Source organism: Mycobacterium sp. NGS41 (genome assembly GCF_059812725.1).
In genome coordinates this window covers 57,187-77,209 of record NZ_JCALDF010000005.1, presented here as the reverse complement: position 1 = coordinate 77,209, position 20,023 = coordinate 57,187, and the positions used below count along the sequence as shown (strand labels likewise).

Sequence of the window (20,023 nt, the reverse complement as noted above, 5' to 3'; positions counted from 1 at the left end):
GCGTGTCGCGTACAAACGTGCACGCTCGCGACGGTGTAGATGTCCACTAGCCGCAGACCGCGCCGATCGCAGCCGAGCCGACCAGCTTGACGTACTTGGCCAACACGCCGGTGGTGTAGCGCGGCGGCGGGGGATTGAAATCCTTTCGGCGAGAATCGAATTCAGCCGGATCGGTGAGCACGTCGAGAGTCTGGTTGGCGACGTCGAGACGGATCCGATCGCCGTCGCGCAAGAAGGCGATGGGCCCGGCGTCGACGGCTTCGGGTGCGATGTGGCCGACGCACAGACCGGTCGTTCCGCCGGAGAACCGGCCGTCGGTGAGCAGCAGCACGTCCTTGCCCAGTCCGGCGCCCTTGATAGCGCCGGTGATGGCAAGCATCTCGCGCATCCCCGGACCACCCTTGGGGCCCTCGTAACGGATGACCACCGCGTCGCCCGTGGTGATGGTGCCGTCCTCGAGGGCATCGAGCGCGGCCCGCTCGCCGTCGAAAACCCTTGCGGTGCCTTCGAACACGTCGGATTCGAAGCCCGCTGTCTTGACCACCGCGCCCTCCGGCGCCAGCGACCCGTGCAGGATCGTGATGCCCCCGGTCGGGTGGATCGGGTTGTTCAGCGCGCGGAGCACCTTGCCGTCCGGGTCGGGCGGGGCGATGTCGGCCAGGTTCTCGGCCACCGTCTTGCCGGTCACCGTCAGGCATTCGCCGTGTAAGAGGCCGGCGTCCAACAGCGTTTTCATCACCACCGGCACACCGCCGATGTGATCGACGTCGACCATCACGTGCTGACCGAAAGGCTTGACGTTGGCCAGGTGCGGCACCTTTGCCCCGATCCTGCTGAAGTCGTCGAGCGACAGCGCGACACCGGCCTCTTGCGCGATGGCCAGCAGATGCAGCACCGCGTTGGTCGAGCCGCCGAACGCCATCACCACCGCGATCGCGTTCTCGAATGCTTCCTTGGTGAGGATGTCGCGGGCGGTGATGCCGCGACGCAGCAATTCGATGACGGCCTGGCCGCTGCGGCGGGCGAACCCGTCGCGGCGGCGGTCGGTCGCCGGCGGTGCCGCGCTGCCCGGCAATGACATGCCTAGCGCTTCGGCGGCGCTGGCCATGGTGTTGGCGGTGTACATGCCACCGCACGCCCCCTCGCCGGGGCAGATCGCCCGCTCGATGGCGTCGACGTCCGCGCGGCTCATCAATCCCCGCGAGCACGCGCCGACGGCTTCGAACGCGTCGATGATGGTGACCTCTCGCTCGCTGCCGTCGGAGAGCTTGGCTACTCCCGGCAGAATCGAGCCCGCGTAAAGGAACACCGCGGCCAGGTCGAGCCGCGCGGCGGCCATCAGCATGCCGGGCAGGGATTTGTCGCAGCCGGCCAGCAGCACCGACCCGTCGAGCCGCTCGGCCTGCATCACGGTTTCGACGCTGTCGGCGATCACCTCGCGGGACACCAGCGAGAAGTGCATCCCCTCGTGGCCCATCGAGATTCCGTCGGAAACCGAGATCGTCCCGAACTCGAGCGGATAACCGCCCGCCGCGAACACCCCTTCTTTGACCGCCTTGGCCAGCCGGTCGAGGGAGAGATTGCACGGCGTGATTTCGTTCCAGGACGACGCGACCCCGATCTGGGCCTTGGCAAAGTCTTCGTCCCCCATGCCTACCGCCCGCAGCATGCCACGGGCGGCGGCCTTCTCCAGGCCGTCGGTGACGTCGCGACTGCGGGGCTTGATGTCAGGGGTCATCGTCCAAGTATGCGGGGTTGTCACCAGCGCAAATCCGTGGGGTATACCCCGCTAGGGTATCTCCGGTATGGTGGGACAGGTGACCCCTGCACTCCCTGCACACGGATATTCGCAGCAGAAGGACGACTACGCCAAGCGGCTGCGGCGCATCGAGGGCCAGGTGCGTGGCATCGCGCGAATGATCGAGGACGACAAGTACTGCATCGATGTCCTCACCCAGATCAGCGCCGTCAACAGCGCGTTGCGTTCGGTCGCCCTCAATCTGCTCGACGAACACCTGAGTCACTGCGTGACCCGGGCGGTGGCCGAGGAGGGGCCGGAGGCGCCGGAAAAGGCCCGAGACAAGATCGCCGAGGCCTCGGCTGCCATCGCGCGCCTCGTTCGTTCCTAAACGCCCAGGCGTGTTGAAACGCACAGGTGGTCAAACCCGAAGTCGCAATGCGTACGGTTAGGGTCAGCGTGATCGAGCCGGGCACAACAGCGCTGTCCGGCCGATACCGCACCCTAAGACGCCTAAGCCATGATAGAAGCCGGACCCGACGCCGCCCCCGCACGAACGTGGACGCCACGGATCGCCGTACAACTGTCGGTGCTGGCCGCCGCGGCGTTCATCTATGTCACCGCAGAACTGCTGCCGGTGGGCGCGATGCCGGCGATCGCGAGGGATCTCGGCGTCAGCTCCGGAGTGGTCGGCACCTTGATTTCCTTGTATGCGCTGGTGGCGTTCCTGACGACCGTCCCGCTGGTGCGCTGGACTGCCCACTGGCCGCGGCGCCGGGCGCTCGTGCTCAGCCTGGCCTGCTTGACCGTTTCGCAGCTGCTCTCCGCGCTGGCGCCCACCTTCGCGGTGCTGGCCGGGGCGCGCGTGCTGGGTGCGATCACCCACGGCCTGCTGTTGTCGGTCATCGCGCCGATCGCGACCCGGCTGGTGCCGCCAAGCCATTCCGGGCGCGCCACCACATCGACCTTCGTCGGGACCAGCCTGGTGCCGGTGGTCGGTATCCCCCTCACGGCTGCCATCAGCCAGATGTGGGATTGGCGGGTGGCGGTGGTGTGCATCACCGTTGCCGCCGCCATCATCACCGTCGCCGCACTGTTGATGCTGCCCCAGATGGTGCTTACCGCGGGTCAGCTGGCGCATGTGGGCCCGCGCTCGCGACACCACCGCAACGGGCGGTTGATCACGGTCAGCCTGCTCACCATGATCGCGGTCAGCGGCCACTTCGTCTCCTACACGTTCATCGTGGTGATCATCCGCGACGTCGTCGGGGTGCGCGGGCCGAACCAGGCCTGGTTGCTGGCCGCCTACGGGATCGCAGGCCTGGTGGCGGTACCCCTGGTGGCGCGGCCGCTGGACCACCGGCCCAAGGCGGCCCTGCTGTTGTGCATGACCGGGCTGACGATCCCGTTCCTCGTGCTGGCTCCGCTGGCCTTCAGCGGTCGGTCCGGCCTGCTCACGGTGGTGATCGGGACCGGCGCGATCGTGCTGTGGGGTGCGATGGCCATCGCGGTCTCGGCGATGATGCAGTCGGCGGCGATGCGCAACGGCGCCAAGGACCCCGACGGGGCATCCGGGCTGTACGTCACCGCGTTTCAGGTGGGCATGATGGCCGGCTCACTGGCCGGGGCCGGGGGGCTGTTGTACGAGCGCAACGTGGCGGTGGTGCTGACCGCGTCTGCGGCTCTGATGGGTATCGCGTTGATCGGCATAGCCGCCAACCGGCAGTTGTTCGACCACGCCGTGCCAACTTCACATCACTCTTAAACGCCGCAGTTCAGCGGCGTTTATCGAGTCAATCACCGGCTTTCTGGCGGCCGCGCAAGAGGTGATTGGCCTTGCTGCTGTGCGACACTGGGCCAAACCTGACGGGAGGGATGTGTATGTCGCGCTGGACGAGGGGAGGCCTCCTCGCCGCTCTGAGCGTGCTGGTGTTGGTGCTCAATCCGGGCACGGCACTGGCAGACCCGGAACCCGATCCGCCCGGCCCGGGGCCGGTCGCCGCACCCGCTGACGGGGGCGCGCCACCAGCCATGCCGTGGTTGGCGCCAGCGCCGGCGGTACCTGCCGAAGGGGTTGCGCCGCCGCCCGGCGAGCCGGCGCCACAGCCGGCGGCCGCTGTGCCGGCTGGGGGTCCGGTCGCCGGACAAGATCCGACGCCGTTCACCGGTACGGCCCCCTTCCGGCCGCCTACCTTCAACCCGGTGAACGGGTCGATGGTCGGTGTCGGCAAGCCGATCATCATCAACTTCGCGGTGCCGATCGCCGACCGGGCGATGGCCGAAAGCGCCATCCACGTCTCGTCAGAACCGCCAGTGCCGGGCAAGTTCTACTGGCTGACGCCGACTCAGGTGCGCTGGCGCCCGCTTGCGTTCTGGCCGGCGCACACCAATGTGACCGTCGATGCGGCCGGAACCGTGTCGAGCTTCCGGACCGGTGACTCGCTGATTGCGACGGCCGACGACGCGACGCACCAGATGACGATCACCCGCAATGGCACGGTGGTGCAGACCTTCCCGATGTCGATGGGTATGGCCGCCGGCGGGCACCAGACTGCCAACGGCACGTATTACGTGCTGGAGAAGATGGCCTCGGTGGTGATGGACTCATCGACGTACGGGGTCCCGGTCAACTCGGCCAATGGCTACAAGGTGACGGTCGCCGACGCGGTCCGCTTCGACAACAGCGGCAACTTCGTGCACAGCGCGCCGTGGTCGGTGGGCGATCAGGGAAAGCGCGATGTCAGCCACGGCTGCATCAACCTGAGCCCCAGCAACGCGAAATGGTTCTTCGACAACTTCGGTAGCGGTGATCCCATCGTGGTGAAGAACTCCGTCGGTACGCCCAAGAACGACGGCTCCAACGACTGGCAGATTTAGTTCCGCCGAGCAGACGCAGAAGCCCCCATTTCGTGCCGGAAATGGGGGCTTTTGCGTCTGCTCGCCGTAGTGGGTGCCCGCCGTGCCAAACTATTTCGAGAACGCGACTGGAGGGATGCATATGTCGGGCTGGACCTGGAGAAGTATCTTCCGCGCACTGAAGACAGTGGGACTGGCTTCGGTACTCGCCTTTGCGCTGGTGCTGAGTGCGAGTCCCGCGCTGGCAGATCCAGATCCCGAACCCGGTGATCCAGGGGTTGGTGCGCCACCCGTAGTCGCCGGGCCGCCGGCACCCTTCACCGGCACGGCGCCATTCGGGCCGCCGAAGATCAACCCCGCCAATGGCGCGACGGTCGGTGTGGCCCAGCCGATCATCATCGATTTCCCGGCGCGGGTTGACGACGCGGGCGCCACAGAAAGCGCCATCCACATTTCGTCGACCCCGCCGGTCGAGGGCAAGTTCTACTGGCAGACCCCGACCCAGCTGCGCTGGCGTCCGTTGAGCTTCTGGCCCGCCCACACCGCCGTTACCGTCGACGCGGGCGGCACCGTGTCGAGCTTCCAGACCGGCGATACGCTGCTGGCCACCGCCGACGACGCCACGCACCAGATGACCATCACCCGCAACGGAGCGGTGGTGCAGACCTTCCCGATGTCGATGGGAATGGCAGCCGGCGGCCACCAAACCGCAAACGGCACCTACTACGTGCAGGAGAAGATGGCGTCGGTGGTGATGGATTCATCGACGTACGGGGTGCCGTCCACCTCCGCGAATGGCTACCGGGTGACGGTGACGGACGCCGTCCGGTTCGACAACAGCGGCAACTTCGTGCACAGCGCACCGTGGTCGGTCGACGACCAGGGCAGGCGCGACGTCAGCCACGGCTGCATCAACCTCAGTCCCGCCAACGCCAAGTGGTTCTTCACCAACTTCGGCGCAGGTGATCCCATCATCGTGAAGAACTCCGTCGGCACCTACACCAGGAACGACGGCTCGAACGATTGGATGACTTAACCCGCCGAGCAGACGCAAAAGACCCTGCTTGAGGCCGAAATAGGGTGCTTTTGCGTCTGCTCGCCGAAGAAAGGTGCTCGCCGAAGAAAGGTGCCCTAGTTCCAGATGTGGACGCGGCGCTGGGGATCCAGGAACAGCGCGTCGTCCTCGCCTACGTCGAACGCCTCGTAGAACGCGTCGACGTTGCGGATCACGCCATTGCACCGGAACTCCGGCGGCGAGTGCGGATCGGTTGCCAACCGCACGACGGCCTCGGCGTCACGCGATTTGGCCCGCCACACCTGTGCCCAGCCGAAGAACACCCGCTGCATGCCGGTGAGCCCGTCGATGACCGGAGCAGGCTCGCCGTTCAGCGACAGCTGGTAGGCCAGCAGCGCAATCGACAGCCCACCCAGGTCACCGATGTTCTCCCCGACGGTGAACGCACCGTTGACGTGATGGTCGCCGTTCAGCGCCCGCGGCGTGTACACGTCGTACTGCTCGATCAGCGCCTTCGTGCGCGCCCCGAACTCCGTCCGGTCGTCGTCGGTCCACCAGTCGACCAGGTTGCCGTCGCCGTCGTATTTGGCGCCCTGGTCGTCGAATCCGTGCCCGATCTCGTGTCCGATCACCGCGCCGATCCCGCCGTAGTTGGCGGCGTCGTCGGCCTCGGCGTCGAAGAACGGTGGTTGCAAAATGGCTGCGGGGAAGACGATTTCGTTCATGCCCGGGTTGTAGTAGGCGTTGACGGTCTGCGGCGTCATGAACCACTCGTCCCGGTCGACGGGGCCGCCCAGCTTGACGAACTCGCGGTCGCTGTTGACGGCGCACCCGCGCCGGTAGTTGCCGTATAGGTCGTCGCGGCTAATCACCAGCTTGGAGTAGTCCCGCCACTTCTTCGGATAGCCCACCTTGGCGGTGAACTTGTCCAGCTTGGTCAGCGCCCGCTCACGTGTCTCCGGCGTCATCCAGTCCAGGTCGCTGATGCTGATGCGGTACGCCTCTTGCAAGTTGTTCACCAGGGCGTCGATGCGGGCCTTAGCGTCCGGCGGGAAATGGCGCTGCACGTAGAGCTTTCCGACGGCATCGCCGAGCATGCCCTGCACCAGCGAAACCGCCCGCTTCCAGCGGTCGCGGATCTGCTCGGCACCGGTCAGCAGGCGGCCATAGAAGTCGAAGTTGGCGGTGACGAGTTCGTCGGTCAACAAACTGGCGCGCGAGCTGATCAATTGCCAACGCGCCCAGCACTTCCAGTCCTCGAGGTCTTCGCTGGCCCACAGGGCGGCGAACGCGGTGAGGTAATCAGGTTGGCGCACAACGAGTTCCGTCACGACGTCCGGTGTGCTGCCCAGCGCGGTCACCCAGCCGGCCCAGTCGAAACCCACCGCTTCGCTCTGCAGCTCGGCAAAGGTACGCAGGTTGTAGCCGAGCTCGGCGTCGCGGCGCTTGACCACGTCCCAGTGGGCAGCGGCCAGTTTGGTCTCCAGCGCCACGATGCGGGCCGCGGTATCGGCGTGGTCCTCGGGGCCTTCAGGGCCTTCAGGGCCTGAGCCCGGATACACCAGGCTGAACATCCGCGCGATGTGACCCGGGTAGGCCGCCAGCACCTCAGCGTGCTGCGGGTCGCGGAAGTAGGACTCGTCGGGAAGTCCGATGCCGGACTGCGCGAAGTGCAGCAGGTACCGCGTCGAGTCTTTGGAATCGGTATCCACATACACACCGACACCGCCACCCATACCGGTGCGTTCCAACGTGCCGAGAACAACGGCCAGCGTGTCGCGGTCGGCGGCGTCGTCGATCGTGGCCAACTCCTCAAGCAGGGGTTGCACGCCCCGGCGTTCGACGGTTTCCTCGTCGAGGAAGCTGGCGTAGAGATCGCCGATGCGCTGCGCATCACCTTCCGAGGGCTCCGGCCCCCGGGTGGACTCGCTGGCTTCGATGATCAGGTCGCGCACCTGCTCCTCGGCACGGTCGTGCAAGGCGCGAAACGCGCCGTCGCTTCCCCGGTCGGGCGGCATTTCGTATTCGGCCAGCCAGCGGCCGTTGACATGGCCGAATAGGTCGTCCTGAGGTCGGGCACCGGGATCCACGTAGCTCAGGTCGATGCCCGAGCGAATGGCGTCTACAGTCACCCCGCCATCCTTCCACCTCTTTTTAGATGCAACGATCTTGGCCATGCCTGACGGCGAAGAGACCGAGAAGCCCGGCGACGAGGATTCCGTCGAGGACGACGACCCAGACGTCGAGGACGACGAGTACGAAGAGCCGACCTTATCTGGTTACGGCATCGGGTCGATCTTTCTCGCCGTGCTGTCGGTCGCCGCAGTCGTGCTCGGCGTGCTCATCTGGCGCGAACACCGCGCGGACACCCATGAGCGCAGTTATCTGAACCGCGTCATGCAGACCGCCGGCGACTGGACGGGTGTGCTGATCAACATGAACACCGGCAACCTCGACCCCAGCCTGCAGAAGCTGCACGACGGGACGGTCGGCGAGCTCAACACCGACTTCGACGCCGTCGTACAGCCCTACCGCCAGGTGGTGCAGAAGTTACAGTCGCACAGCATCGGCCGGATCGAATCGGTGGCGATCGAGACGGTGCACCATGACCTCGATACCCAGCCCGGTAGGGCGCGGCCGGTGATCACCACCAAGCTGCCGGCGTTCGCCACCCGAACCGACTCGGTGATGGTGGTCGCGACGTCGGTCAGCGAGAACGTCGGCGTCAAGCCGTTGACGGTGCATTGGAGCTTGCGGCTCGACGTCTCCAATGTCGACGGCAAGCTGATGATTTCGCGGTTGGAGTCGATCCGATGAGAAACCGATGGCGGCTGCTGGCGTTCGACATTCTGGCGCCGCTGGGCGTGATCGTCGCGTTGCTGGCGATCGGCGTGGTGCTGGCCTGGCCGCGGTGGTGGGTCTCGGTGTGCTCGGTGTTGTTGCTGCTGGTCGTCCAGGGCATGGCTGTCAACTTCTGGCTGCTGCGCCGCGACTCGGTCAGCGTGGGTACCGACGACGACACCCCGCGGCTGCGATTGGGCGTCGTCTTCTTGTGTACCGCGGCGCTGTGCGCGGCGGTGACGACCGGTTACGCGCACTGGACGACGTCGGACCGCCAGTTCAAGGAGGATTCGCGAACGGTCGTCCAGATTGCCACCGGGATGGCTGAGGCGGAGGCGTCGTTCACCCCGAGCGCCCCGGATGCCTCCGCGGACCGCGCGGCGGCGATGATGCTGCCGGAGCGGGCGCGCCCGTTCAAAGAGCAGTACAAAAAGTTCGCGGTCGATCTGACCAGGCAAAGCGTGACAGCTCAGGCCACCACGCTGGCGGCCGGAGTTGAGGCGATCGGCCCGACAGCGGCCAGTGTGGCAGTCATCCTGCGGGTAACGCAGAACGTGCCCGGTCAGCCGTCCAGTCGGCTGGCGCGCCCAGTACGCGTGACAATGACCAAGCGAGGCAGCGACTGGCTGGTATTCGACGTGACGCCGATCAGCCCGGACTAGTTCGTCTCGGCCGTCGGGCCGGACTTCACCTTCACGAACCGGTCGGACAGCCGGCGCATCCGCACCATCAGCGAGGCCGACGGGCTGATGCTGCCGTCGAGGTAGGCGGCCAGATCCTCAGGCTGCACCCCGAGGCGGGAAGCGAATTCCGGTTCTGCCAGCCCGGAGCGATCCATCAGTAGGCGCACGTGGCGGGCCACCTCGGCGCGTTCGTTGGCGTCCAGGTGCATACGCGCGCGTTCGAGCACCTCCGCCAATGCCTTGGAGATGCCATACGGCCTGGTGCCGTCGAGGATTTCCTCGACCTGGCGGGCCGTCCGGCCGTAGGGGTCACGTTTCAGTGCGGCGGCGATTCGCTTCCAGGTGCCGATATCGCCGCCCTGCATCGCCGAGCGGATGGCGACGGTGGGCCAGAACTCGACCGGCTGGTCCAGGTCGGCGTCACGAGGGGTCTGGTTCGTGGTGGGCCGCGGAGGGCGCCCTGTTGAAGGCCCGGGGCGTCGGTCGGCTGCCAACGTCACCTCGCCTCCTCCAGCATCGCGACGGCCACCGATAGGCAGCGTTGCCGGACCTCTTCCCAGTCCGCCACGGCGTCTGGTTCGGACAACTCATCGTCATCGAGGTCGGACGGACGGGGATCCGCGAGCCGACGAGCCAGCTGGCTGGCCATCCATTGCCGCCTCGAGAACGAGCCGGGTGGTTGACAACAGTAATACCTGTCCATCCCGGCAAGCACCACGGCGGCGGTCTCGGGTTCCATCGTTTCCACCATGTTGGCAAATTCGGCGTAGTCGCGGCGACTGTTACGGCACATGATCAGGTAGCCCTTGAGACGCAGCGCCTCGGCGCCGGTCGGAACCAGCAGCCGATCGCCGGTGGGCAGCTGGACGTGAGTGGTCTCCACCGGGCTGCGCCGTTCGTACCTGGGCCGTTGCGTGGCCCCACGCTCCGTGCTGTCGGTCTCGAGAGCGTCGATGGCGACCGAGAGCCGGCCACGCCACAGGGTGACCGGATGTACCGGTCGCGCGCCCCAGGGAATCGCCCAGGTGATGCCGTTGCGGGAGGCCAGGCCGCCGACGAGCTTCCTGGCCGTCGATTGGCCGCTAACCCTCGCATCGACCGCACCTACCCCCACCGCTACGGCGTCCCCGGTGTCCCGGTCGAGGTCCGACGGGTCTGGCCCCGGCGGCGGGCCTTGTTGCAGCCCCTCGACGGACTCCTTGCCGTTTCGTTTGCAACCGGTGAACGCGAGGGGATCGGCAACGCAGATGGCATCGGGCGCCAGCATCTTGAGCTTGGCCGCCGATTTGAGCACCATGCGCAGGTCCGCGTGGGGCGCTACCAGTGCCGAGATGTCGTCCGGGATCACGATGACGTCGGCGAGATCGACGTCGGGCAGCGGCCGGTCGAAGTCAACCGACGGCAAAACGCGCAACATCCAGCGGGGCATCCACCAGTTCCACTGGGCGAACATCGCCATCAGCGCGGGGACCAGCACCAGCCGCACCACGGTGGCGTCTACCGCGATCGCCACGGCGCACGCGACGCCGATCTCGGCGACCAGCGGCATGCCGGCGAATGCGAAGCCGATGAACACCGCGATCATGATCAGGGCGGCGCTGGTGATGGTGCGGGCGCTGGTGCTCACCCCGTATGCGACCGCGTCACGCGTGTTTCCGGACAGCAGGAAGCGCTCCCGGATCCGGGCCAGCAGGAAGATCTCGTAGTCCATCGACAACCCGAAGGTCATCGCCAGCACCAGCGGCGGCACGGTGCTGTCGATCGTGTTCATCCGGGTGAAGCCCAGGTCCTCGAGCCAGCCCCACTGGAACACCATCACCAGGCTGCCGTAGGCGGCGGCCACAGACAGCAACGTCATCAGCACGCCCTTGAGCGCCAAGAACACCGAGTGGATGGAGAGCAGCAGCATCACGAACGCGATCAGTGCGACGAAGAGCAGCACCAGGGGCTCGGTCTTTGACACCCGGTCGTCGAAATCTTTGATCAGTGCGGTCTGGCCGCCGACGTTCACGTGCGCCGCATTGGTACCGGGAACCTCGGGCAGCTCTGATCGCATCCAGTTGACGGTTTGTCGGGCACCGAGGTCCTCGGGATCGACCGACAGCACCGCGCTGAGCAAGGCGGTGCCGCTGTCGTCGGCGAAGACCGGCGGTGCCACCGAGATCACGTTGGGCGCCTGCGTCATCCGCTCCCGGACGGCGCCGATCGTCGCGCGGTGTTCGGGCGAGGACGCACCCCCGTCGGGGAAGCTGACCAGCACCTGAACCGGGCCCAACGCGCCAGGTCCGAGCGCTTGGGACGCCGCGGCCACCCCGGAACGAATCTCGTGCGAAGAGTCGAACTGACGCAGCAGGCTGTTGCCCAGCACCATCGACGACGCCGGTGCCGCGATCACCAACAGGACCAGCGACGCCGCCAGCGCCGATATCCATGGCCGGCGCATCACCCATCCCACCCAACGGGTCCAGAATCGGGACTGGCTGCTCTCCGGCCGGCGTGACCAGTGCAGGAGCGCCGCCCGCTTGGCCGCTGCCCGCCCGAACGTCGCCAGCACCGCCGGTGTCAAGGTGGCCGAGGTCAACATCGCGACCGCGACGGCCAGAATCGCTCCGGTTGCCATCGACTTCAGCGCAGGGGTGTTGATCAGGTAAATCGCGGTGAGCGAGGCAACGACGGTCATGCCGGACAACACCACCGCAAGCCCGGACGTCGCCATTGCGGCGTCGACAGCTTCATTCGGCCGACGTCCTACCCGCAGCTCCTCGCGGAAGCGCATCAGGATGAACAGCGAATAGTCCACGGCGAGCGCGATGCCGAACATGGACACCGTCGACGTCACGAACACCGACATGGTGGTGTACATCGACAACAGGTAGACCAGGCCCATGGTGACCACGACGGTGCAGACACCGAGGGCCAGCGGGATTGCCGCGGCAGCCAGCGAGCCGAAGACCGCAAGCAGGACGATCAGAATGATCGGCAGGTTCCAGCGTTCCGCTTCAGCGATGTCGTGCTTGGTGTTGGCCGCCGCAGCTGCGCTGAGCGCGCCCTGCCCGATGACATAGAGCCTTACGTGGCCGTTGGGTGTCTGTCCGGACTGGTCGCCGTTGATGCCCACCCGGGTGCGCAGCTTCTTGGCAACGTCGCTGGTGTTGCGGGAGTCCAGTCGCAGTGACACCACATACGGCCGGTCGGGCTGCGGCGGCCGTTGAGTGGGGTTGGGCACCTCGGTTACGCCGGGAAACTCCCCGGCAATCTGTCTCAGCAACGCGACCGCGTCGTTGATGTCCTGGTAGCTGGCATCGGCCCGGGGGGCCGCGACCAGCGCCAGCGAGGACGCACCCTGCTCGTGGTAACGATCTTGAAGTTGATCGTGGACCATCAGCGACTGCGACCCGGCCACCTCGAAACCACCGCCGGTGAGATGCCCGGACTGAGTCAGCGCCAGATAAACCGACGGCACCAATGCAAGTAACCAGCCTGCGAATACCAACCAGCGGAATCTGCGCAGGCTGCGGCTTAGGCGCATCATGAACTGCTGGATTTCGGTCTCCCCGTAATTCTCGCTTATCGCGTGCAGGCGAGCCTACCGCAGCGTCCTGTGGAATAAACCGGGTTCTCGCTATCTGAGCTGCGACGACGCGGAATCTGTGAAGAAGTTGCGCAACTGTTGTGAAATCGATAGCGGCCCGGAATTGTCGGTCATCGCTAAAAGTGCGCGGAATTGATGGCCGCCGCCGCAAGCGACCCATTTGTCCATTGAGTCCTGGGCAGCGGGTTGCCCGGCTCGCGACAACTCCGAGACGCCCAGGGTTCGGTCCCCCGGTCGCTAGTGTGCGCTGAATCGGTGTCGTCGTCCTGTGTGTAGTGAGGGCTTTGGCCGTGTATTCAGGGCGGCCAAATCGCCTTGATCTCGACCTGTGTTCACACCCAACGCCGTGGGCTCACACCCAACGCCGTGGGCTCACATTCGACGCTGCAGAGGGCTTCGGTGTTGCGGCTCACAACCGCGAACTCGCGGCTTCACAGCCCGGGATGGCAGGATGTCGGAGGCCGCGCGGGCGTCGGGGGACTCAAGCCGTAACCGCTTGTCAGGCGCTGATTCGGCGGCCATTCGCAGACCGTTAGGAGTTATCCATGAAGGCAGCGACGGCTACCAGGCGACGCAAGCTGTACGCAGGACTAATCGCCACCGTGGTGCCCGGTATAGCCGCCGCGGGGGCGGTTCTTTCTGGGCCGGCGGCCACCGGAGCGGCCGACCCGTGCGCGGCCAGTGAAGTTGCCAAGACCGTGGGTTCTGTCGCCAAGTCGCTGGGTGACTACCTGGATGCGCATCCGGACACCAACACTGCGATGACCACGGTGCTGCAGCAGCAGGCGGGTCCGCAATCGTTCAACACGCTGAAGTCGTATTTCGCGGCCAACCCGAAGGCCGCCGGTGACCTGCAGACGATCGCACAACCGCTGACTGGACTGTCGACCCAGTGCAAGCTGCCGATCAGCCTTCCGCAGGTCATGGGTCTGGTGCAGCAGGCGCAGGGCGGGGGCGGCCTTCCGAACCTGACGGGCGGAGCGCCGGGCGCTTCACCGGCCGGTGCGCCGGGTGTGCAGGGTCCGCCGGCCGGCCCGTCGCAGCCGAAAAGAGTGGGCTAGCCCCGCTGTGCCGAGTCTGCGGTCAGGGCTTGCGAATTCGCGCAACCATGACCCTGGGTTCAGGCTGGGCGCCGTGAGCGCAGGTTCGACGGACTGAGGATTAGCCGCCGCTATCCGGCCCATCGGGCGGCGGCACCGGGCCCTGCAAGGCGGCCTCGGTCGGGTCGGCGAACGGTTCACCCTGGTGCTGCACGACGGGCAGCGGACCGGTGATCGGATCGTCATCGGGGTCGCCGACGTTCTCGGTGCGGAACATGAAGAAGAACAACACCCACCCAACGGCGGCGATCAGCAACCAACTGATCAGCCGGTAGATCAGCATCGCCGAGATGGCGCTCGGCAACGACATGCCACTCGACACCAGGCCGGGCACCAGCACCGCTTCCACGACCAACAGCCCGCCCGGCATCAGCGGTATCGTGCCGACCGCGCGGGCGGCCGCATAGGCAACCGTCAACCCCGCGACCGACGCGTGGTCGCCGGCGGCGTAGGCGGCGAAGGCCAGGCAGGCTACGTCGGCGACCCAGTTGAACAGTGACCAGCTGAACGCCACCGCCAAGTCGCGCCGGCCCAGGCTGACCGATTCCAGCTGCATGAGCGTCTCGCGCCACTTCGCCAAGCCGGTGTCGGCCGGCTTGCCGCGAATTGAGTTGGCCCAGGCCAAGACCCGGCTGCCGATACCCTCGATCAGCTCCGGCCGCGACGCCACCGCCTGGGCCAGCAACAGCAGTGCGACGAAACCGCCCAGCGTGAACAGCAACGAGAAGGGGTTGTTTTTCGCGCCCAGGAAGAAGGCGCCGCCCAGCCCGAGCAGTGCCAGTCCCACCGCCTGCAGCACGCCGGACATCACCAGCTGCCAGGACGCCACCACGGTCGACGCGCCCCAGATGCGTTGCTGGCGGAACAGAAACGTCGCCGACAGCACCGGCCCGCCCGGCAGCGTGGTGCTTAGCGAGTTGGCGGCATAGAAGGCGGCTTCCGACCGCCATTGCTTGACGTGCACCCCCGCGGACCTGAGCAGGGTGCGCTGGATCTGCGCAAAGCTGTGCATCGACGCGGCCGCGGCGAGCACCGCGGCGATCAGCCACAACCAGTTCGCTTCGTACAAGCTCATCCAGGCTTTGGCCAACTGGTCCCACCCCAGGGCCACCTCGACGGCGAGCACGATCGCGACGATGCCGAGCACTACCCACCGCACCCACCAGTACTTGCTGCGCGGTGCGTCTTCGCGCTGGGGCCGCAGGCTGCGGGCCGGGGCGTCGTGCGACACGTCAATTAGGGTAACCGCGCAGGTGGCGGCGTGATCGGTGCGCACTTCCGACCGTGTCGGGGTCGTGACCGGATCGTGCCAGCCTTAACGCCGAAAAGCGCTCGACACGGCCAAGCGCGGCCTCAGCAAAAGATACGCTTGCCCGATGTCGGCACATCTCGACGACGAATCAGTCCACTCTCTCGTCCGCAAGACCGCAGCCTGGGCCTGGCGTCTGCTGGTCATCGTGGCCGCGGTGGTCGTCCTGTTGCAGGTTGTGGGAAAGCTGGAAGTCATCGTCGTGCCGGTGTTGCTGGCGTTGATGATCAGCGCGTTGCTGGTGCCGGCGGTCGACTGGATGGACCGCAAAGGGCTGCCGCGCGGCCTCGCGGTGGCGCTGGTTTTGCTGGCCGGATTTGCGATTCTGGGCGGCATTCTGACGTTCGTCGTCACGCAGTTCATCGTCGGTCTGCCGGATCTGACCGAGCAGATCAGCCGCAGCATCGACTCGACCCGCAAATGGCTGATCGAAGGCCCGCTTCACTTGAAGGGCGAGCAGATCGACAATGCGGGCAACGCCGCGATCCAGGCGCTGCACAACAACCAGGCCAAGCTGACCAGCGGCGCACTGTCCACTGCGGCCACCATCACCGAGCTCGTCACCGCCGCCTTTTTGGTGCTGTTCACGCTGATCTTCTTCCTGTACGGCGGGCGCAACATCTGGCAGTACGTCGTCAAGGTCATCCCGGCCGACGTCCGCGAGCGGGTGCTCGAGGCGGGCCGGGCCGGGTACGGGGCATTGACGGGATATGTGCGGGCGACGTTCTTTGTCGCGCTGACCGATGCGGCCGGCGTCGGCGCCGGGTTGGCGATCATGGGTGTGCCGCTTGCGCTGCCGTTGGCTTCGTTGGTTTTTCTCGGCGCCTTCATCCCGCTGATCGGAGCCTTGGTCTCCGGCTTGCTGGCCGTGGTGGTCGCGCTGCTGGCCAAGGGGGTCGTCTACGCGTTGCTGACCCTGGGTTTGCTCATCCTGGTAAACCAACTCGAGGCGCATGTGCTGCAACCGCTGGTGATGGGACGCGCAGTCGCAATCCACCCGTTGGCGGTGGTCCTGGCCATTTCCACCGGCGGTGTCCTGGCGGGCATCGTCGGTGCCTTGCTTGCTGTCCCGACGGTCGCGTTCCTCAACAACGCGATGCAGGTGTTGATGGCCAAGGATCCCGAAGCCGCGGCGGATAAGACGGAGGACGAAGAAGAGGTCGGGGCGATCATGCAGGCCAAACCGGACAGCCCCGAAGATGACGCCGACGACGGCGCGGAAGAGTCAGAGTGACGTTCGCCGAGGACCTAAAGCCGTCCCTCGCGGCGCAGCAGATCCTGCGCTGACAGGCCCCCGCCGACCCGGCGACGTGGCCGCGCCTTGTCGTCCTCGCCGCGGGCATTCAGCTTCTCCGTGGCCGCTTCGGAGTCGTTACCCTCGGACCGCATGACCGGTAGAGCGGCGGTGGGCTCGGCCGGATCGCCGTTGTTGTCGCCGGAATGACTCGACGGCACGTGTAGACGCTCAGTTTGATCCGTGGACGGCGTCGGTGCGGGCGGCCGTGGCGGGCCCGGCTGCGTGGTGCTGCCGGGAGACATCGTCGGCATCCGTGCCGTCGCCGTGCCGGACGGCACCTCCTTGGCAGTGGACGCCGGTAACTCCTGAGCCGGCCTGGTCTCCGGCTGGGTGCCCGAGCCGGAGCGCGTCAGCCGTCGCGGCTCCGGCGCACCGGGATGGGTCGGGTCGTGCTGCGTGGGCTGCGCGCGGGCGGCCACGGTGGACGCCGTGACCGGAGGGCGCACGACGCGCCCGTCGAGGGTAGGCCTCTTCTGCTCGTCGGGCAGGTCGATTTCGCCCAGCCCGATGCGGTTCTGCAGACGCCTGGCCCAGCGCGGAGCCCACCAGGAGTCGTCGCCAAGCAACTTCATCACCGAGGGCACCAGGAACATCCGGACCACGGTGGCATCCAGCAGCAGCGCCGCCATCAGGCCGAAGGCCAGGTACTTCATCAGCACCAGTTCAGAGAACACGAACGACCCGGCGACCACGGCAAGAACCAGGGCGGCAGCCGTGATGAGGCGACCGGTGGTCGCGGTACCGATCCGGATGGCCTCGGCGGTGGACATGCCGCGCTCGCGGGCCTCGACCATTCGGGACACCAGGAACACCTCGTAGTCGGTGGCCAGGCCGAAGCCTACGCACACGATCAGTGCGATGAGCACGACCATCAGCGGCGTCGGAGTGAAATTCAGCCACGACGAGAAGTGCCCGTCGACGAAGATCCAGGTCAGGATGCCCATCGTGGAGCCCAGCGTGAGAGCGCTCATAAGCACCGCCTTGATCGGCAACACCACCGAGCCGAACGCCAGGAACATCAGCAGCAGAGTCGCGCTGAGCAGAAGCACCGCCATCAACGGGGCCTTGTCAGCCAGGCTGTGGATCGAATCTTGTTCGAGGGCGGGTGTACCGCCGACGAAGACGGACACACCTTTGGGTGGCGTGATCGCCCGCAGTTCGGTGATCTTCTTTTCCGCGTCATTGGGGTTGACCAGGCCGTTCTGAATCACCCGGACCGATTTGTCTTTGGGTTGAATCGTCCCGTTTTGTCCCGCGACACACGGGTTGCCGGCAATCGCCGGGCAAGGCCGCTCGTCCCACTGTTGATTCGTGAACCCACTGATGCCTGCGAGCTTGCTGCGGATGTCGGCGACTTGAGAGTCAGTGACCGCGCTGTGGTTGTCGTTCTGGATCACCACGGTCAACTGAGCGGTGCGGTATTGCGGAAAAAGTTTGTCGAAGTGCTCCTGTGACTGGCGCACCGCATTGTCCGGCGGCAGGTACTTCTCGCTCATCCCGCCGAACGAGAGGTTGCCCAGCGGGATGACCAGCAGGATCATGCCGACGGCGATCGGTATGGCGAATGCCAGCGGCCGTCTCATCACCCAGTTGACCAGCTTGCCCCAGAACCCGGCCTCGACCTCTTCGCGCGTCTTGGTCTTCTGCAGCCGCTCGGCGAGCCAGTTGAGGTAGGCGCGGGACACCTTCCAGTTGCGCAGGAAGGGCACCCGGAAAGCGGTGCGTACGCCGAGCGCGTCGACGTGGCGACCCAGGATCGCTAGACACGCGGGCAGGAACGTAATCGACAGCACGGCCGCCAGCCCGACCGCGGCAAAGATCGCGTAGGTCAGCGAATGCACGAACCCCTGCGGCAGCACAAGCAGGCAGGCGCTGGAGGCGATGATCAGCACCGCCGAGAACAGTATGGTGCGACCGGCCGTCATTACGGTGCGTCGGACGGCGGACTCAGTGTCGTAGCCTTCGGCGATCTCTTCCCGGAACCGGCTCACAATGAAAAGCCCGTAGTCGATCGCGATACCGAGACCGATCAACGAGACGACGGGCTGGGCGAAGAACGACACGGGCCCGAAGATGGTGACGAACCGCAGGATGCCCGTGGCACCCGCGATACTCAATCCGCCCACGATGACCGGCAAGCCGGCGGCGACCGCGCCGCCGAACACCAGGAACAGCACCACCGCTACCAGCGGTAGCGCCAGAACCTCCATCCGGCGTTGGTCGGCGGCGATGGTGCCGGTCAGTGCGTTGGCTATCGGTTCGAGACCGGCGAGTTGAACCGTGCCGCCGTCGAGCTTCTGTAAGGCCGGCTCGATAGCCTTGTAATTATTGAGGATGGTGTCGTCGTCATTGCCCTTCAGCGGGATGCTGACGAAGGTGTGCTTCTTGTCCTCTGTCGCCATTCCCTTAATGAGCGGCGGCGCGTCGGCGGGGTTGGACAAAGCCAACCAGCCGGCCCAGCCGAGGACCTGGTCGGGGTGGTCGTTCTTGAACTTGTTCAGCTCGTCGACGACCTTCTGGTGCCATTGCGGGTCATCGACGGTCTTGCCGTCCGGAGCGGTGAAGGTGGCGACGATGTGGCTGGTGCGGTCGCGGCCATACGTCTGGTCCCCCAGCACCGAGGCTTTAACGGACTGACTACCCTCGTCGTAGAAGCCGCTCTGCGTGACGTGCTTACCCAGGCTCATCCCGAAGATGCCGCCGCCGAGGCACAGAACGACCATGACCCCGATTACTATGAACCGGTAGCGGTACACAGTTCGACCCCACCAGGCGAACACGTGAACTCCTTACTGGATCCTTAGCGACCCGCGCCTTGCCGTCAGGCTTTTTCGGTTTTCCACCACACGTTGTTTTTCATGCTTCTCACACACGCGAGGTCAGCAGCGACGACAGCGGCCGGAACGGCTGCAGCCAAGCGCCCTGGTCAGGCAGCGAATCCAGGCCGATTCGCGGCAACGGTTCCCGGAAAACACCTGCGATATCTTCCAGGTCAACGAACTCCAAGGTATCCGACGCTAACGCCCAACTAGCATGTTCGCGAAATCCGAGCACCTGTACGGATACCCCGCCGCGGGCGATTTCTTCCAGCGGCTGACGAAACGCCTGACCGTCGGCGGACGCCACCACCAGCGCCGCAAGACCCTCCTGGTGACGCTGGGCAATGTGTTGCAACATATCGCGGTCGACGTCGCTGTCTTCGTCGATCTTCGGTTTGGCAAAGACCGCGAATCCCACGTTACGTAACGCGTCCACCCAGGGCCGAACGACGTCGGCGCTGCCCGGCGCGATGTTGGTGAAGACGGTGGCCTCGGGTTCGACGACTTCGCCGGGCCGGGCCGCAGCGATCTCGGCGGTACGGGCCAGCAGCCAGCGCCCCAGTGCGTCGAAACGCGGGCGCTCCACGCCGGTCGGACGACGACCCAGAATGGAGCCCAGCCCCATGTCCAAGTTGGGCGCGTCCCACACCAGCAGCACGCGTCCAACCGGTGCGGCATAGCCGGTCAGCGTGGTCTCAGAGGATGTCGACGGTGCGAGCTCCGGTGCTGACTCTTGCGGCGCCGGTGCGGCTGCTTCTTCGGTCACGCTCATG

The 20,023-nt window shown here is 66.1% G+C and carries 15 protein-coding genes; 8 read left to right on the top strand and 7 right to left on the bottom strand.

Features of this window, described 5'->3' with window-relative positions:
• Positions 1–46: 46 nt before the first annotated feature.
• A complete protein-coding gene (gene ilvD / locus AC5Y21_RS07045; RefSeq protein WP_499910725.1) occupies positions 47–1,738 on the bottom strand; it encodes a dihydroxy-acid dehydratase in 1,692 nt (563 codons plus the stop codon).
• A gap of 79 nt (positions 1,739–1,817) precedes the next feature.
• On the opposite strand from ilvD, the gene ricR reads away from it, so the two are divergent.
• From ricR to AC5Y21_RS07025, 4 genes are all read left to right on the top strand, one after another.
• A complete protein-coding gene (gene ricR, locus AC5Y21_RS07040; protein WP_499910723.1) occupies positions 1,818–2,129 on the top strand; it encodes a copper-sensing transcriptional repressor RicR in 312 nt (103 codons plus the stop codon).
• 129 nt (positions 2,130–2,258) lie between these two features.
• Entirely contained in the window at positions 2,259–3,503 is a 1,245-nt protein-coding gene (locus AC5Y21_RS07035; protein ID WP_499910721.1) for an MFS transporter, read from the top strand.
• Between the two features lie 116 nt (positions 3,504–3,619).
• Positions 3,620–4,615, top strand: coding sequence for a L,D-transpeptidase (locus tag AC5Y21_RS07030; RefSeq protein WP_499910719.1), 996 nt, complete (start codon positions 3,620–3,622; stop codon positions 4,613–4,615).
• A gap of 121 nt (positions 4,616–4,736) precedes the next feature.
• On the top strand, positions 4,737–5,630 hold the full coding sequence (locus tag AC5Y21_RS07025) for a L,D-transpeptidase (RefSeq protein ID WP_499910938.1): 894 nt from the start codon (positions 4,737–4,739) through the stop codon (positions 5,628–5,630).
• Positions 5,631–5,725: 95 nt separating this feature from the next.
• On the opposite strand, the gene AC5Y21_RS07020 is transcribed toward AC5Y21_RS07025, so the two are convergent.
• Positions 5,726–7,786 (bottom strand): M13 family metallopeptidase, encoded by a 2,061-nt coding sequence (locus AC5Y21_RS07020; RefSeq protein WP_499910717.1) that lies wholly within the window; start codon positions 7,784–7,786, stop codon positions 5,726–5,728.
• Between AC5Y21_RS07020 and AC5Y21_RS07015 the strand changes: the two genes are divergently transcribed.
• Together AC5Y21_RS07015 and AC5Y21_RS07010 are read left to right on the top strand one after the other, a co-directional pair.
• Positions 7,785–8,426, top strand: a complete 642-nt coding sequence (locus AC5Y21_RS07015; RefSeq protein WP_499910715.1) for a hypothetical protein — start codon at positions 7,785–7,787, stop codon at positions 8,424–8,426. The genes AC5Y21_RS07020 and AC5Y21_RS07015 overlap by 2 nt on opposite strands.
• On the top strand, positions 8,423–9,112 hold the full coding sequence (locus AC5Y21_RS07010) for a hypothetical protein (protein WP_499910714.1): 690 nt from the start codon (positions 8,423–8,425) through the stop codon (positions 9,110–9,112). Before AC5Y21_RS07015 ends, AC5Y21_RS07010 begins: the two co-directional genes overlap by 4 nt.
• Here AC5Y21_RS07010 and AC5Y21_RS07005 read toward each other — a convergent pair.
• Positions 9,109–9,633 carry an XRE family transcriptional regulator gene (locus AC5Y21_RS07005; protein WP_499910712.1) on the bottom strand — a complete coding sequence of 175 codons (525 nt, stop codon included), beginning with the start codon at positions 9,631–9,633 and terminating at the stop codon, positions 9,109–9,111. The two genes, AC5Y21_RS07010 and AC5Y21_RS07005, sit on opposite strands and share 4 nt — an antisense overlap.
• Positions 9,630–12,665: an MMPL family transporter gene (locus tag AC5Y21_RS07000; RefSeq protein ID WP_499910711.1), complete on the bottom strand. Its 3,036-nt coding sequence runs from the start codon at positions 12,663–12,665 to the stop codon at positions 9,630–9,632. Before AC5Y21_RS07000 ends, AC5Y21_RS07005 begins: the two co-directional genes overlap by 4 nt.
• Positions 12,666–13,270: 605 nt before the next feature.
• Here AC5Y21_RS07000 and AC5Y21_RS06995 point away from each other — a divergent pair.
• Positions 13,271–13,786 (top strand): hemophore, encoded by a 516-nt coding sequence (locus AC5Y21_RS06995; protein ID WP_499910709.1) that lies wholly within the window; start codon positions 13,271–13,273, stop codon positions 13,784–13,786.
• A 100-nt stretch (positions 13,787–13,886) separates the two neighbouring features.
• Here AC5Y21_RS06995 and AC5Y21_RS06990 read toward each other — a convergent pair whose 3' ends face one another.
• Positions 13,887–15,056 (bottom strand): lysylphosphatidylglycerol synthase transmembrane domain-containing protein, encoded by a 1,170-nt coding sequence (locus AC5Y21_RS06990; RefSeq protein ID WP_499910708.1) that lies wholly within the window; start codon positions 15,054–15,056, stop codon positions 13,887–13,889.
• Between the two features lie 145 nt (positions 15,057–15,201).
• Here AC5Y21_RS06990 and AC5Y21_RS06985 point away from each other — a divergent pair, with 145 nt between their 5' ends.
• Positions 15,202–16,368 (top strand): AI-2E family transporter, encoded by a 1,167-nt coding sequence (locus tag AC5Y21_RS06985; RefSeq protein ID WP_499910707.1) that lies wholly within the window; start codon positions 15,202–15,204, stop codon positions 16,366–16,368.
• Positions 16,369–16,382: 14 nt separating this feature from the next.
• On the opposite strand, the gene mmpL3 is transcribed toward AC5Y21_RS06985, so the two are convergent.
• Both mmpL3 and AC5Y21_RS06975 read right to left on the bottom strand, forming a co-directional pair.
• The gene (gene mmpL3, locus AC5Y21_RS06980) at positions 16,383–19,211 is read right to left on the bottom strand and encodes a trehalose monomycolate exporter MmpL3 (protein ID WP_499910705.1); all 2,829 of its coding nucleotides are present in this window, start codon (positions 19,209–19,211) and stop codon (positions 16,383–16,385) included.
• An 85-nt stretch (positions 19,212–19,296) separates the two neighbouring features.
• Positions 19,297–20,022, bottom strand: coding sequence for an NYN domain-containing protein (locus AC5Y21_RS06975; protein ID WP_499910703.1), 726 nt, complete (start codon positions 20,020–20,022; stop codon positions 19,297–19,299).
• Position 20,023 lies beyond the last annotated feature (1 nt).